General features: G+C 67.6%; 9 protein-coding genes, 1 other RNA gene and 4 pseudogenes. 6 read left to right on the top strand and 8 right to left on the bottom strand.

Annotation, left to right across the window (positions count from 1 at the left end; translation table 11 throughout):
- Window positions 1-1,497: 1,497 nt before the first annotated feature.
- The 3 genes and pseudogenes from F1D05_RS39025 to F1D05_RS22830 form a co-directional block, all read right to left on the bottom strand.
- Window positions 1,498-3,000: pseudogene (locus F1D05_RS39025) on the bottom strand (DNA polymerase III subunit gamma and tau); the annotation flags it as partial.
- 86 nt (window positions 3,001-3,086) lie between these two features.
- Window positions 3,087-3,965 carry a glucose-1-phosphate thymidylyltransferase RfbA gene (gene rfbA, locus F1D05_RS22835; RefSeq protein WP_185442270.1) on the bottom strand — a complete coding sequence of 293 codons (879 nt, stop codon included), beginning with the start codon at window positions 3,963-3,965 and terminating at the stop codon, window positions 3,087-3,089.
- Between the two features lie 38 nt (window positions 3,966-4,003).
- Complete coding sequence (locus tag F1D05_RS22830; protein ID WP_185442268.1) at window positions 4,004-5,629, bottom strand: long-chain fatty acid--CoA ligase; 1,626 nt, start codon at window positions 5,627-5,629, stop codon at window positions 4,004-4,006.
- A gap of 274 nt (window positions 5,630-5,903) precedes the next feature.
- On the opposite strand from F1D05_RS22830, the gene F1D05_RS22825 reads away from it, so the two are divergent.
- Together F1D05_RS22825 and F1D05_RS22820 are read left to right on the top strand one after the other, a co-directional pair.
- Window positions 5,904-6,371: a MarR family winged helix-turn-helix transcriptional regulator gene (locus tag F1D05_RS22825; protein ID WP_185442266.1), complete on the top strand. Its 468-nt coding sequence runs from the start codon at window positions 5,904-5,906 to the stop codon at window positions 6,369-6,371.
- 2 nt (window positions 6,372-6,373) lie between these two features.
- Window positions 6,374-6,772, top strand: coding sequence for an SRPBCC family protein (locus F1D05_RS22820; protein WP_185442264.1), 399 nt, complete (start codon window positions 6,374-6,376; stop codon window positions 6,770-6,772).
- 113 nt (window positions 6,773-6,885) lie between these two features.
- Here F1D05_RS22820 and F1D05_RS22815 read toward each other — a convergent pair whose 3' ends face one another.
- On the bottom strand, window positions 6,886-8,058 hold the full coding sequence (locus F1D05_RS22815) for an acyl-CoA dehydrogenase family protein (protein ID WP_185442262.1): 1,173 nt from the start codon (window positions 8,056-8,058) through the stop codon (window positions 6,886-6,888).
- Window positions 8,059-8,113: 55 nt separating this feature from the next.
- On the opposite strand from F1D05_RS22815, the pseudogene F1D05_RS43120 reads away from it, so the two are divergent.
- From F1D05_RS43120 to F1D05_RS43115, 3 genes and pseudogenes are all read left to right on the top strand, one after another.
- Window positions 8,114-8,353, top strand: a pseudogene (locus tag F1D05_RS43120) (alpha/beta fold hydrolase); the annotation flags it as partial.
- Between the two features lie 22 nt (window positions 8,354-8,375).
- Window positions 8,376-8,984 (top strand): alpha/beta hydrolase, encoded by a 609-nt coding sequence (locus F1D05_RS22810; protein ID WP_219732958.1) that lies wholly within the window; start codon window positions 8,376-8,378, stop codon window positions 8,982-8,984.
- A gap of 67 nt (window positions 8,985-9,051) precedes the next feature.
- Window positions 9,052-9,629, top strand: a pseudogene (locus F1D05_RS43115) (chloramphenicol phosphotransferase CPT family protein).
- 13 nt (window positions 9,630-9,642) lie between these two features.
- On the opposite strand, the gene nadE reads toward F1D05_RS43115, so the two are convergent.
- On the bottom strand, window positions 9,643-10,458 hold the full coding sequence (nadE, locus tag F1D05_RS22800; RefSeq protein ID WP_185442258.1) for an ammonia-dependent NAD(+) synthetase: 816 nt from the start codon (window positions 10,456-10,458) through the stop codon (window positions 9,643-9,645).
- 189 nt (window positions 10,459-10,647) lie between these two features.
- An RNA gene (ffs, locus tag F1D05_RS22795) (signal recognition particle sRNA small type) lies at window positions 10,648-10,744 on the bottom strand.
- Between the two features lie 272 nt (window positions 10,745-11,016).
- On the opposite strand from ffs, the gene F1D05_RS22790 reads away from it, so the two are divergent.
- Window positions 11,017-11,838, top strand: a complete 822-nt coding sequence (locus F1D05_RS22790; protein WP_185442256.1) for a TIGR03620 family F420-dependent LLM class oxidoreductase — start codon at window positions 11,017-11,019, stop codon at window positions 11,836-11,838.
- 141 nt (window positions 11,839-11,979) lie between these two features.
- Here the strand turns inward: F1D05_RS22790 and F1D05_RS22785 are convergent, their stop codons facing one another.
- Both F1D05_RS22785 and F1D05_RS22780 read right to left on the bottom strand, forming a co-directional pair.
- Window positions 11,980-12,831 (bottom strand): GNAT family N-acetyltransferase, encoded by an 852-nt coding sequence (locus tag F1D05_RS22785; RefSeq protein WP_246486889.1) that lies wholly within the window; start codon window positions 12,829-12,831, stop codon window positions 11,980-11,982.
- 125 nt (window positions 12,832-12,956) lie between these two features.
- Window positions 12,957-13,554: pseudogene (locus tag F1D05_RS22780) on the bottom strand (CatB-related O-acetyltransferase).
- Window positions 13,555-13,937: the final 383 nt, after the last annotated feature.

Raw genomic sequence — 13,937 nt, 5'->3', positions numbered from 1 at the left:
CGCGGCGGCAACTGATTGGTTCGCGAGGTCTGCGGACGGACGCTGGTCAGCGGACGAGTGATTCTGGAGCCCGCCGGGTGAGTTGTCCCGAGCAGCTCCGCCGGATGAGTTGTCCCCAGCAGATCCGCCGGATGAGTTGTCCCCAGCAGATCCGCCGGGTGAGTTGTCCTGAGCAGATCCGCTGGCTGAGTTGTTCTGAGGAGATCCGCCCGCGTTGTGCTGCGGTTGCCCGGAGGCACCGAGAGCGTTGTCCGCGGACACACCGAACGCGCCTCCGGAGCCACCGGCACCATTGCCCTGAGATGCGCCCGGGGAGTTGTTCTCCATGCCTGGGCCGTTGCTCTGCGTGCCCGGGGCGCTGCTCTGCATGCCCGAGGGGCTGCTCTGCGACGTGCCCGCGGGGTTGCTCTGGGATGAACCGGGGGCGTTACTTGGGGATGTGCCTGGGGCGTTGCTGGATGTGTCTGGGGCACCGTTCTGGTCTGCGGCGAAGGCGGGGTTCTGCTGGTCTGCGGGGCCCCCGGGATGGGATCCGCCGGAAGCGTGGTTCTGGGGGGTGGCCGACGATTGGTCGGCCGGGGCGGAGGACTGAGCGTCGTGGCCGGGTGCTGTGTAGCCGCCGCCGGTTGGGGTGGTGCGGGGCTGCTGGTACTGGCCGCTGGAGGCTGGTGGGGAATCCCAGGAGGACGACGGCGCGCTCGGCGGGCCGGGCGGGGAGGCTGAGGAGCCTGCGCCGGGGTCGGCGGACGGGTCGACGACAGCTTCTACCCGGCGGGTGAGGCCGATGGTGTCGATCATCGCCTGCCGGAGGATCTCGTCGCTGCCGGAGCGGGCGAAGCTCTCCCGGGCGCCGGCGTTGACCAGACCCAGAGTCAGGATCTGTTCGTCGATCGCGATGACCTGGGCGTTCTGGCTGAGCATGATCCAGGCGAAACGGCGCTTGCTCTTCACCGCTTCGAGAATCTCCGGCCACAACCGCCGGACATCAGCAAGGCCGACCGAGCCGGAGGATGCAGGCACGGCAGCAGGCGCCGCGGCTGCGGGAGCCTGAGCACTAGGCGCGGGAGGCGCCGGAACAGACGAAGCTGCCGGCGCAGCAGGAATGGTCGAGGCTGCCGCGGCGGAATGACCCGTGGCCTGCTGAGCAGCCGCTGACTCGTCCGGCCAAGCACCCGACCGACCACCATCCGCCCCAGCCGACCCGCCAGCACCAGATCCGCCAGCACCAGGTCCGCCGGCACCAGACACGCCGGAGCCAACTGATCCGCCTGCACCAGCGGAGCCACCCGCGGTGGAACCGTCACGAGTCGAGCCAGCCGAAACACCAGCCGGCGAAGCCAGCGTCGCACCCGAATCGCCGGAGCCGGAAGCCCCCTGCCCGGCTGCTGACTGCCCACCCGGCACCTGACCGCCAGGCGCAGCCTGTCCACCGAGCCCAGTCTGACCACCCGACGTCTGACTACCGGGCGCAATCTGACCACCCAACGTCTGACCACCAGGCCCAGCCTGACCCAACGTCTGTTCACCAGGCCCAGCCTGACCACCCGACATCTGACTACCGGGCGCGGATTGACCGCCCGGCGCGGATTGGCCGCCGGGGGCAGTTTGACTGTTGGGCGCGTTCTGACCGTCGGCTGTCCCGTGCGCGGCGCCAGCTGCCTGACCGCCCGGCGCGTTTTGCGGTGCCGGGTTCGCCTGACCGCCCTGCGGAGCTGCGGGTCCGGTGGCGTGGGCGGGAGCCGCAGGCGCGGGGGCGGCCTGGGCCATCTGCGCGGGGGCGCTCGCAGTACCGGCTGGGACTCCGATGGTGAGGCGGCGTTCCATTCGGTCCAGACGGGCCTGGATGCCGTTGGTGGAGTCGTCGGCGCCTGGGAGCAGGACCTTGGCGCAGATCAGTTCGAGTTGGAGTCGTGGTGCCGTGGCGCCACGCATCTCCAGCAATCCGGCCGCGACGATGTCGGCAGCGCGCGTCAGCTCCGCTGGGCCTATGCCGGCAGCCTGGGTCTGCAGGCGCTCGCCCTGGTCCTCGGCTGCTTCGATCAGGCCGGAGGCCACCGCGTTCGGTACCGCTGACAGAACTACCAGGTCACGCAGCCGGCGGAGCAGGTCCTCGGCGAAGCGCTTCGGATCCTGGCCGGTTTCGATCACCTTCTCGACGGTCTCGAAAACGGCCCTGCTGTCATGCGCCGCGAACCCATCCACGCAGGCGTCCAGCAGCGAATCCGGGGTGAACCCGAGCAGTTGGACCGCCAGCCGATAGGTGACACCCTCCGCGTCGGCACCACCGATCAGCTGGTCGAGCACGCTCAGCGAGTCACGCACGGACCCGGCACCGGCGCGCACCACCAGCGGCAGCGCGGCCGGCTCGATCGTGACGCCCTCGGCGGTGCACAGGGTCGACATGTACTCGGCCAGTGCCTTCGGCGGGACCAAGCGGAACGGGTAGTGGTGGGTCCGGGACCGGATCGTCCCGATCACCTTGTCCGGCTCGGTGGTGGCGAAGATGAACTTGAGGTGCGGCGGTGGCTCCTCGACCAGCTTCAGCAGAGCGTTGAAGCCCTGCGTGGTCACCATGTGCGCCTCGTCGATGATGTAGATCTTGTAGCGGCTCTCGACCGGCGCGAAGAACGCCCGCTCGCGCAGGTCGCGCGCGTCGTCGACACCACCGTGCGAGGCGGCGTCGATCTCGATCACGTCGAGGCTGCCGGGGCCGCCGCGGGCCAGGTCCGTGCAGGACTTGCAGACCCCGCACGGCTCGGCGATCGGGCCCTTCTCGCAGTTGATCGCGCGGGCCAGGATCCGGGCGCTGGTGGTCTTGCCACAGCCGCGCGGGCCGGAGAACAGGTAGGCGTGGTTCACCCGGTTGTTGCTCAGCGCGTTCCGCAGCGGAACGGTGACATGGTCCTGCCCGATCACCTCGGAGAACGTCTCCGGGCGATATCGGCGGTACAACGCAAGGGGTGCTTCCACGACCGCAACCCTAGCGCCGCCCGCGGACAAAACCCGCCCAGGCCTGCTACCACCAGCCACCGGAACAGTTACATCCGAAAAGAGGTGGGGCGGGGCCGGACGCGCGGTGGTTCAGGCTAGGAGAGTTTGCCGGCTTCTTCGAGCAGGCCGCGGAGATAGTTGCCGTAGCCGGACTTGGCCAGCGAGTCGGCGCGTTCCTGCAGGCCGGCGTCGTCGATGAAGCCGCGGCGCCAGGCGATTTCCTCCGGGCAGCTGATCTTCTGGCCCTGCCGTACTTCGACCGCGCGGACGAACTCGCCGGCCGACATCAACGAGTCGAACGTGCCCGTGTCCAGCCACGCCGTACCGCGCGGCAGCACCTCGACCTGGAGCCTGTTCGCCTGCAGATAGGCGTCGTTGATCGACGAGATCTCCAACTCACCCCGGGCGGAAGGCTTGATCTCCTTGGCGATCTCGATCACGTCGCTGGAGTAGAAGTACAGCCCCGGTACGGCGTAGTTGCTCTTCGGCTCGGCGGGCTTCTCCTCGATGCTGAGCGCGCGCCCTTCCGCATCGAACTCGACCACACCGTACGCGCTCGGATCGGCCACGCGGTAGGCGAACACGACCCCGCCGTCGACCTCGTTGAACGTCTGCAGCCGGATCCCGAGACCCGGGCCGTAGAAGATGTTGTCGCCGAGTGCCAGCGCGACCGGCTCGGAGCCGATGAAGGACTCACCGATCAGGAAGGCCTGGGCGAGTCCGTCCGGGCTCGGCTGCACGGCGTACGTGATGTCCATCCCGAACTGCGACCCGTCGCCGAGCAGCCGCTGGAACTGAGCGGCGTCGTCCGGGGTGGTGATGACGAGCACCTCGCGGATGTTCGCCAGCATCAACGTGGACAGCGGGTAGTAGATCATCGGCTTGTCGTACACCGGCAGCAACTGCTTGCTGGCAGCCATGGTGAGTGGATGCAGTCGCGTGCCGGAACCGCCGGCCAGGATGATGCCTCGCATGTGACCGCACCCTACCGATGATCGGTGTCCAGGCCACATCAGCCCAGGTGGTAGTCCGCGAACCGCGTTCGAAGGTCCTTTTTCGAGAACTTGCCCACCGAAGTCTTCGGCACCTCCTCGATGAACTCGACCGCATCTGGCAGCCACCACTTCGCGACGAGCGGCTCGAGGTAGGCCAGGATCTCCTCGCCGGTGACCGTCGACCCTTCCTCCAGCACTACGCACGCCAGCGGCCGCTCGTCCCACTTGGGATGCGGTACGCCGATGACGGCCGCCTCCTTGATAGCGGGGTGACCCATCAGCAGGTTCTCCAACTCCACCGAGCTGATCCATTCGCCGCCGGACTTGACCAGATCCTTCGTCCGGTCGACCAGCCGGACGGACCCGAACTGGTCGATCGCGGCCACGTCGCCGGTCTTCATCCAGCCGTCCTCGGTGTTCAGCTCGGCACCGTCATCGGGCCGGTAGTACTCGGCGGCGATCCACGGTCCGCGCACCTGCAGCTCGCCGGTGGCCTCGTCGTTCCAGGGCAGCGGTGTGATCGAACCAGGCTCGACGATCCGGACCTCCACGCCAGGCAGCGGAAGGCCCTGCCGTGCCCGAAGGTCGGCTTGCTCGTCCTCCGGGATATCGGCGTACCGAGCGGGGACGTGCGATGCCGTGGCGACCGGGCTCGTCTCGGTCATGCCCCACGCCTGCAGGATCGGAATGCCCAGCTTCGCCCGGAACGCCTCGGACAGCGCCTTCGGCACCGCGGAACCTCCGCACGGGATTCGCCGCAGCTTCGGCAGGTCGACTCCGTCCAGCAGCGGGAGCAGCCCCTGCCAGATGGTCGGCACACCCGCGGTCAGCGTGACTTCGCGCTCCTGCAGCAGCTTGAGAATGCCCTTGGGAGACATGTCCGGACCAGGGAACACCAGGCTCGCGCCGGCCATCGGCGCCGCATGGGCCAGTCCCCAGGCGTTCGCATGGAACATCGGCACCACCGGCATCACCGTGTCGGTCTCGGCCAGCCCGATCGCCGCGTTGGTGAGCACGCCGATCGAATGCAGCCAGGTGGATCGGTGGGAGTAGACGACGCCCTTCGGATTCCCCGTCGTACCGCTCGTGTAGCACATGGCCGCGGCCTGGTTCTCGTCCTGGACGTGGAATTCGACCGGCGAGGCGGCCGCCAGGAGTTCCTCGTAGTCGTGGAACCGGTCGTCCACAGGGATCTCCACCCCGGGAGCCCCGGCCGGCAGGTCGTCCATCACCACGACATACCGGACCAGCGGGAGCCGGTCGAGCAGCGGCAGGAACAACCCGAGCAGCGAGCGGTCGACGAACACCACCTCGTCCTCGGCGTGGTTCGCGATGTAGACGACCTGGTCGGGGAAGAGCCTGATGTTCAGGGTGTGCAGGACCCGCCCGGTGCACGGCGCCGCGAAGTACAGCTCGAGGTGGCGGCCGGAGTTCCAGGCGAACGTGCCGACCCGTCCGTCCGAGCTGACACCCAGCGTGTCGAGCACCCCGCCCAGGCGTCTGGTCCGCTCCGCCCACTCGCCGTACGTCGTCAGGGTGGGCGCCGGCCCGCCCGTGTAGACCGTCTTGTCCGAGTAGTACTGCTCGGCGCGACGGAAGATGGTGTCAAGGGACAGCTGGAAGTCCTGCATCAGACCCTTCATGCAGCCACAATGCCAGCACCGGTGTCATGTTGGCCATGACCTCGTACTGCACCGTGTCTGCACTCACCCTGAACCCGACCGGCAGTCGTTGCCTCATCTCGCCACTTTCCGGAGACTTTCGCAGCCAACTGCTCGACCTCGGGCCGGCAAGCGTACCCGTACCGGCGCACGGTCATCCCGGTCCTCAGCGCCCCGAAGAAGACCTCGTCCCGAACCGATCTCTGCTGGTTCAGCAATAGTTGACACGACATACGTGTCGTGTAATCTATCTGCCATGAAGGTCGCGGAAGAGCTGCGGTACTTGGTGCTGGCGATCCAGCGCGAGGGCAACCGCCTGCTCGCCGCCGAGCTCAAGCCGCTCGGGATCACCCCGTCACAAGGCGAAGTGCTGCGCGTCCTCCGCGACCACGGCCCGCTCACGCTGAACGCCCTCGGCGGACTGCTGGTGTGCGAGACCGGCAACAGTCCCAGCCGCCTCGTGGACCGCCTGGTCGCGCAGGGGCTGATCCACCGCGACATCGACAAGGACGACCGCCGCTACCTCGCCCTGAGCCTCACCAAGCAGGGCAGGGCGCTGTGCCGCCGCATCGTGGCTGCCGAAGAGGTCCTGCACAAGACGATCGACCGACTCGTCGCCGGCCAACGCGCCGACGCGACCCTCCACACGCTGCGAGCTGTCGCCGGGGGCTTTCCCGCCGGCGAAGCACTGGCTCGCCGGCGCGCTACCGAACAGGAGAAGTAGCCATGGAACAAGCCGTTTCGCACATCCCCGCCGACCCGGCCGCGATCCGTCACGCGTTGCTGGACGCACTCTCGCTGCCGGAGTGGAACGAGGCATTCCTCTCCGTCGACGGTCCGGCCGATGCGACCGTCGGGGTGCGCTACGTACTCCGGGTCCGGCCGGGGTTGACCGGGCATCTCGAGTACACAGCGATCGAGACCGACCGGATCGACGTGAGCTGGCAGGTCCCGGGCTTCCACGAGACGGGCAGCTGGATCCTCGGCCCGGGCAACTCGGTCACGCATTCCTTCGAGCACTCCGGCCCGCTGTCCGCCGTACTGCGTCCCGCCTACCGAGGCATCGCCGCAGTACGGCTGGACCGGTTGGCCAACAGGATCGCGCAACTCAGCCGAGCCGCCTGAGACCCGGACCGCCGGCACTCACCAACCGCCCGTTCGGCCTGACCTCTGTCGACCTCCGACCGACAGAAGTGGGGCCGGGGCTCGGATGGTGAGTGCCGGCGGTCCGCAGTACATCAGCTGAAGTGAGCGCCCGGCTTCCGGTAACCGCGGAGCAGGTCGCGGGAGATGATCAACCGCTGCATCTCGTCGGTGCCCTCGAAGATGCGCCAGAGCCTGACCTCACGGAACCAGCGCTCGATCGGCAACTCCTTGGTGTAGCCCATGCCGCCATGGATCTGCAGCACCCGGTCCGCCACCCGGTTCACGGTGTTGGTGCCGTAGAGCTTGGCGATCGCACTGTCGTGCTGGGGATGCCGACCCTGATCCACCGTCCACGCGGCGTACAGGACGAGCCAGCGAGCCGCTTCCAGTTCGACCTCGGAGTCCGCGATCATCCACTGGATCGCCTGGTTGTCGCCGATCGCGTTGCCGAAGGTACGCCGCGTCGTCGCATGCTCGATCGCCAACTGCAGCAGGCGTTCACAGGCGCCGATCCCGCGCGCCGGGATGATGAACCGGCCCTTCATGATCCATCGCATCGCCAGCTCGTAGCCCTGGCCGATCTCGCCGAGCACATGGTCGCCGGGCACCCGTACGTCGTCGAAGTTCAGCGTCGCGGGAACTGCCTGGCCCATCGTGACGATCGGGTCCGAGGTCCAGCCGCGATCCCGATCGACCAGGAACGCGGTGAAGCCGCCCTTCGAGCCCTTGTCGGCGTCGGTGACCGCGATGACGATCGCGAAATCGGCCTCGTTCCCGCCGGTGATGAAGGTCTTCTCGCCGCGGATCACCCAGTCGTCGCCGTCGCGGCGGGCCGTCGTACGGATGGCGCGGGTGTCCGAGCCGGCGCCCGGTTCCGTGATCGCGAAGCAGGACTTGCGCTCGCCGGAGATGGTCGGGAGCAGGTACTCCTTGCGCTGCTCCTCGTTGCTCTCGAAGAGGATGTTGTCGGCCTCGCCTCCGAACGAGAACGGTACGAAAGTCCGGCCGAGCTCGCTCGTGATCAGCGCCTGGTCGACGGCCGACAGATCCATCCCGCCGTACTCCTCCGGCGTACTCAGACCCCAGAACCCGAACGACTTCGCCTTCAATCGCAGGTCCCGGATCTGCTCCGGCTCGACGCCCGGAAGGCCTTCGCGTTCCCGCCGCAGTACTTCGTTCTCCAGTGGCATCAGTTCCCGGCGGACGAACTCGCGCGTCGTCTCCCGGATCGCCTGCTGTTCCTCACTGAGCGAGAAGTCGACCATCAGCGCTCCAAATGTTTGGTGTCCAGTCACCCTAGGCCGATTTACTCTTCGGTACATGTTGATGGAGATTCGCGGGACCCGCCTGTACGTCGATCGTCGCGGCGCCGCTGGTGCGCCGCCGTTGCTCTATCTCCACGGCGGCCCGGGCTCCGGTTCGTACGACTTCATGTCCTTCCAGGGCGATCGGTTGTCTGCTCAGCTCGACCTGATCGGGCTGGACCAGCGCGGGGTCCAGCACTCGGATCCGCTCGACGGACCGGTCACCGAGGACTCACTGATCGAGGACTTGGAGGCCCTTCGCTCCGCGCTCGGCATCAGTGAGTGGTCGATCCTGGGTCACTCGTACGGCGGCCCGGCTGGCGCTCCGGTATGCCGCGACGCATCCCGAGACCGTCAGCAAGGTGATCTTCGAGAATCCGCCGTGGGACATGGTTCTGGCCACCAAGACGCTGGTCCTGGGCGGACTTCCGCTGCTGCGGGAGCTCGGGCTGGACGACGGGGTGGACGAGCTGCTGGCGTACGAGGGGCCGGCGACGGCCGAGATGTGGGAGCAGCGAACCGGCATTCTGCACCGGCTCGGCGACCGCCGGATGGAGATGTACCTCGGCCCCGCGTCGCGCGACCTGGTGCTGCCTGCGGACAGCCTGCCGGACGAGATCCAGAGCCGGGCCGGGCGCTTCGCGACGGAGATCACCAAGACGCCGGGATTCTCCGAGTCGCTGTTGCCCTACTTGGAGCGGCTGACGCAGCCGGCGCTGCTGATCAAGGGCGGATTCGACCCGGTCACCAGCCCGGAGGAGATCGCGCTTTTCCGGTCCACCGTCGCTGGGGGCGTCTACCAGTACTACGAGGGGGCGGGCCATTTCGTCCACGCGGAGCGTCCGGCGGAGTACGCCGAACTCGTGACGTCCTTCATCGTTGATTAATCACCTGCGGGCGGCGCGGTTGGTTGGGACAATTCGGCAACGGATCAATGGCGGAGGGCTCTTACCAGTGGCAACCCAGGTAATCGTGCTGAACGGCGGCTCCAGCTCCGGCAAGACGGGGATCAGCCGAGCTCTGCAGGCGATCCTGCCGCAGCCGTGGCTCAGCCTGGGCGTCGACGACCTCGTCGACGCGCTACCCCCAACCTTGCTGTCCGACCCCGGCACCGACTCGGCTGTCGACTCCGGTGACGGATCGGAGGTCGGCTCCGGCATCGCGTTCGGTGAGCGTGGTGAGGTCGAGGTGGGCGCGGGCTTCCGCGAGCTCGAGGCCGCCTGGATGACCGGCATCGCCGCATGGCCCGCGCGGGCGCCCGGATCATCTTCGACGACGTATTCCTCGGCGGCGCCGAGTCCCAGCAGCGCACTCGCGCACAACTGGACGGCCTCGACGTGCTGTGGGTGGGCGTGCGCTGCGACCCCGAAACCGCAGCCGCCCGCGAACTCGCCCGAGGCGACCGAACGGCCGGCATGGCTGCCCTGCAGGCGGAGATCGTCCACAAGGGAGTCACCTACGACTTCGAGGTCGACACCACCACCACAGACGCACTGACCTGCGCCGACACCATCGCCGCCCGAATCAGCTAACCGGCGTACGGGATCAGACGGCGTACGGAACTGCTCGTTTGTGGGTGGTGCGGCGGTGGGTGGCGATGATGATCTCGGCGGCCTTGTCGTCGATCTGGTGGCCTTCGAGGAAGTCGTCGATCTGGTCGTAGGTGACGCCGAGGGCCTGCTCGTCGGGCAGGCCCGGGTTGTTCGTCTCCAGGTCAGCGGTCGGCACCTTGCCGGTGATCTGGGCGGACGCGCCGAGCCGCTCACCGACCGCCCGAACGCGCCGCTTGGTCAGCCCCGACAGCGGTGTCAGATCGCACGCACCATCGCCGTACTTCGTGAAGAACCCCATCACCGCCTCGGCCGCGTGATCCGTCCCGACCACGAGCCCGCCGCGCGCACCGGCGACGACGTACTGGGCGATCATCCGCTGCCGCGCCTTGATGTTCCCGGTGTGGAAGTCGGCCCGCGCACCGAGATCAGAATGCTTGACCGAGTCAACCATTGCGTCCGTCGCCGGCTTCACGTCGACCGTGAGCGTCTCGTCCGGCTGGATGAACTCGAGTGCCCGCTGAGCATCCACCTCATCAGCCTGTACGCCGTACGGCAGCCGCATCGCGACGAAGCTCGCGTTCCCGCCGGCCGCGCGGACCCGCTCGACCGCGAGCTGGCAGAGGCGACCCGCAGTACTGGAATCGACGCCGCCGCTGATCCCCAGCACGTACGTCGAGGCGCCGGAGACCCTGAGCCGGTCGGCCAGGAAGTTGAGGCGGCGCTCGATCTCCACATCGACGTCGAAAGACGGGGTCACCCCGAGCTCGTCGATGATCAGCTCCTGCAGATACCGGCGGTCCTCGCTCATCAGGCTCCCTCGTCGACGCGACTGTTCGGCGCCAGCATATTTCGCCGGCCGGAGGCCCGGGCGAGGCCGGTCTGGCTCGCGGGATCCGCGGTCGCCTCGAGGCGGAAAGGTGGGACGGCGGCGGCGAACTTCGGGCCGGCCAGGAGCGGCGGGTAGTGCGGAGTTCCGGTCAGAGCGACAGGGTCCGGACATAAGGATTCCCCGCGCACCCGGAAGAGCTCACTTACCCTTGCTGCCTTCCGGCCCTGGGGGAGTTGGGCGAGATACCGCCACGCGGGGAACCAGCCAAGAGTGTACGGGATCCATCCCCCCGACCGGGAATCGACCTCTCCGCACTGCATCTCGATACAACAGATCCCCCACCGCGTCTTTCCCCCACCGACCACCTTGACCTCCACCGCGCCCTCCTTCACTCCGCCGACCACCTTGACGTCCACCACACCTTCCTCACCCCACCGAACACCACGCCTTCCCCACCCCACAACCGACCACCCTGGCGTCCAGCCCGCCTTCCCTCACCCCACCGACCACTTTGGCTCGGGTTCCTAGGCTGGCGACGTGACCAATCTCGCGCTCGGCCCGATCGGGATCGCTACCGGCCTCAACAGCTCGCCAGAGTCCCTCGCAGCGGCAGCGGCCGCCGAAGACCTCGGGTATCCCGCCATCTGGCTCTCGGGTGGCCCGCTCCCCGGTCTGCAGACGATCGTCGACCTGGTCGGCGCCACCAACTCGATCCAGTTCATCAGCGGGATCCTCGCGGTGGATACCTATACCGCCGACGACGTCGCGGCGACATACGAGCAACTGGAAGCATCCGACCCCGGCCGCTTCACCGTAGGGCTCGGCGGCGCCCACGGCCCGAAGCCGCTTGCCACCCTGAACGCGTACCTCGACCAGCTGACCGCAGTACCGACAGAGCGGCGCCTACTCGCCGCACTCGGCCCCCGCATGCTGGAACTCGCCCGCGACCGCAGCGAAGGCGTCTACCCGTTCCTGATCACACCGTCGTACGCAGCCGAAGCGCGGCAGCTCCTGGGGCCCGACAAGCTCCTCGCGGTCAACCACCTCGTCGTACTGGAGACAGACCCCGCCCGGGCGCGCTCGATTGCCCGCAACACGATCAGCTTCTTCACCACGATCCCCAGCTATGCGGCGTCGCTGAAACGCCAGGGGTTCAGCGACAGTGACCTTGCCGACTTACCGGACGCGATGGTGGACACACTGGCCGCCTGGGGTGCGCCAGACGCGATCGCCGCCAAACTGCAGGAGCACCACGCAGCCGGCGTCGACCACGTAGCCATCAACGTCATCACCGGCGTCACGGGCCCCCAGCCGATAGCCGAATGGCAAACCCTCGCCCCAACTCTCCTCGCCCTCTAAGGGCCGTACTACATCGCACTAGCTCCAGCGGTACGCCGCAGGCATGATCCGGCGCCCGTACCGCGAGGGCCGTCGCCTCGGCTCCGGGCGCTAGCTCTAGCCACCGTGGTGTTGGCGCCCTAGTACGGCTGCGCTGCCGTACTAGCTGTGCTGCTGGCGCTTGAGCAGCGCTGGGATCCAGTGGTCGCCATAGCGCTCCTGCAACTCCGGCCGCCTCCAGTCGTCACCGGTGACCACACCACGACACAGTGACGACCCACACCCGCACTCCAGCTCGTACGGAACCCCCGTGCTGGTCCCGTAGTCGCTCGTCACCTCTTCGCCCACCGCGATGTCGCGACGCGCCTCGAGCGTCACCGCGTCGGCCCACCAGAGGTTCGGATCACAACTGTGGTTGCCATAGGCAATCACAGGCCGCGGCTCGGCGGGCAACACCACATGCTCATCGTCATCGACCGTGATCGTGTCGACCGGCGGATTCTTCAACAATTCTGTCAACTCCGCAGTCGTCACCCTGCGCCCAGCCAACTGCGAAACCACCGAGCCTTTGGCGATCGACCCAGCCGCGAATAGGCCGTGCCCCTCGATTCCGGAACCCTTCACCACAAGCTCCGGATGCCCCCAGAGCAGCCGCTTCTCATACAGCCGCGCGACAGATTCGACCTTGTCATACCGATACGGCTTGGCCTCGCCCGTCGCCTCGAACCCTTGACGCGCCCAAAACCCCGCAGCCCGCTCCGCATTCGTATCAACGACGGCCAGCCGAAGTACCCGAATCTCCCGCCAATTCCCGGCGACATATTTCTCCACCAGCTCGTACGCCGCGTGGCCGATCCTCTTGCCTTGACGGCCGCCATGCACCTGAAGCAATCCGATGAATCCGGTATGCCCGTTCGGATAACCCCTCAGCAGATCCACCACCGCGACCAGCTGATCCCCGTCCCAAACCCCCAGCACGACCTTGGCGTCCTCGGCGACACTCTCCGGCCGCATCACCAACAAACTCCGCGCATCCGCAGACCCCGGCGGATACCCGGTGATCCGCTCGGTATACCCCGGATCGGACTCGATCAATTCCTGCACAGCATCCACGTCACCGACGGACATCTCGGCCAACTTCATTCGGCCGCCTCCAATTCGTCGAGGCTGCCGGCCATGATCGCGCGCACATTCGCCGTGACCTTCTCCACCGGCCAGTCCCACCACGCAACCGCCAGCAACCGAGCGATCTCCTCCTCGCCGAACCGCTTCCGGATCAACTTGGCCGGATTCCCACCCACAATCCCGTACGCCGGTACGTCGTCCACCACCACCGACCGCGCCGCCACGATCGCCCCGTCCCCGATCCGCACCCCCGGCATCACCGTCGCGCCATACCCGAACCACACGTCATTCCCCACCACGGTGTCCCCGCGCCCAGGCAACCCAGTAATCAGATCGAAGTGCTTCGCCCAGCCCCCACCCATGATCGGAAACGGAAACGTCGACGGCCCGTCCATCCGGTGATTGGCCCCGTTCATCACGAACGTGGTCCCCTCCCCCAACGCGCAGTACCGCCCGGTCACCAACCGCTCCGGCCCCGTAGTGATAGAGCACATTCTTCGTCTCGAACGCCTCCGGATCCACCGGATCGTCGTAGTACGTGAACTCCCCCACCTCCACCAACGGCGACCTCACGAGCGGCTTCAACAACACCACCCGCTCAACCCCCACCACCGGCCCACCACCCCAGCATCAGGCCCAATCTCATCCATCCCCCGACCCTAAAACCCCCGCCCCACGCCCTCCACACCATTTCTCTGCTGCACCCATCCCGCCCGCCGCAGCACCACCGCGCCCGTCACACCCTCGCCTCGCCCGAGCGCAGCCCCGCTCGCCGCAACCCCTCCACCACTGGCACCCACCCCCGCCCGACCCACCACCAACCTGAACACCGGCCACGCCGCGCCTCCCCTCTCGGTGCCCCCGCGCTCCTAGCCCGTTCATGCCCACTGTCACGCCACCGCACAGCCGTCGCTCGAGGCTCCCGTCGGCCTCGATTGACGGCCTGGCGATCCACCCCACACCCCGATTTCAGCTCCAGCCCCACCCTCGCGTAT

This window comes from Kribbella qitaiheensis (assembly GCF_014217565.1).
Taxonomy (GTDB): domain Bacteria; phylum Actinomycetota; class Actinomycetes; order Propionibacteriales; family Kribbellaceae; genus Kribbella; species Kribbella qitaiheensis_A.
The sequence above is the reverse complement of the archived record's forward strand: the minus strand, read 5'-3'. Positions and strand labels throughout refer to the sequence as shown.

Coding starts and splice junctions, on each gene's coding strand:
- rfbA (WP_185442270.1), bottom strand. CDS start 3,965: ATGCGAGGCATCATCCTGGCCGGCGGTTCCGGCACGCGACTGCATCCA.
- F1D05_RS22830 (WP_185442268.1), bottom strand. CDS start 5,629: ATGAAGGGTCTGATGCAGGACTTCCAGCTGTCCCTTGACACCATCTTC.
- F1D05_RS22825 (WP_185442266.1), top strand. CDS start 5,904: ATGAAGGTCGCGGAAGAGCTGCGGTACTTGGTGCTGGCGATCCAGCGC.
- F1D05_RS22820 (WP_185442264.1), top strand. CDS start 6,374: ATGGAACAAGCCGTTTCGCACATCCCCGCCGACCCGGCCGCGATCCGT.
- F1D05_RS22815 (WP_185442262.1), bottom strand. CDS start 8,058: ATGGTCGACTTCTCGCTCAGTGAGGAACAGCAGGCGATCCGGGAGACG.
- nadE (WP_185442258.1), bottom strand. CDS start 10,458: ATGAGCGAGGACCGCCGGTATCTGCAGGAGCTGATCATCGACGAGCTC.
- F1D05_RS22785 (WP_246486889.1), bottom strand. CDS start 12,831: ATGCGGCCGGAGAGTGTCGCCGAGGACGCCAAGGTCGTGCTGGGGGTT.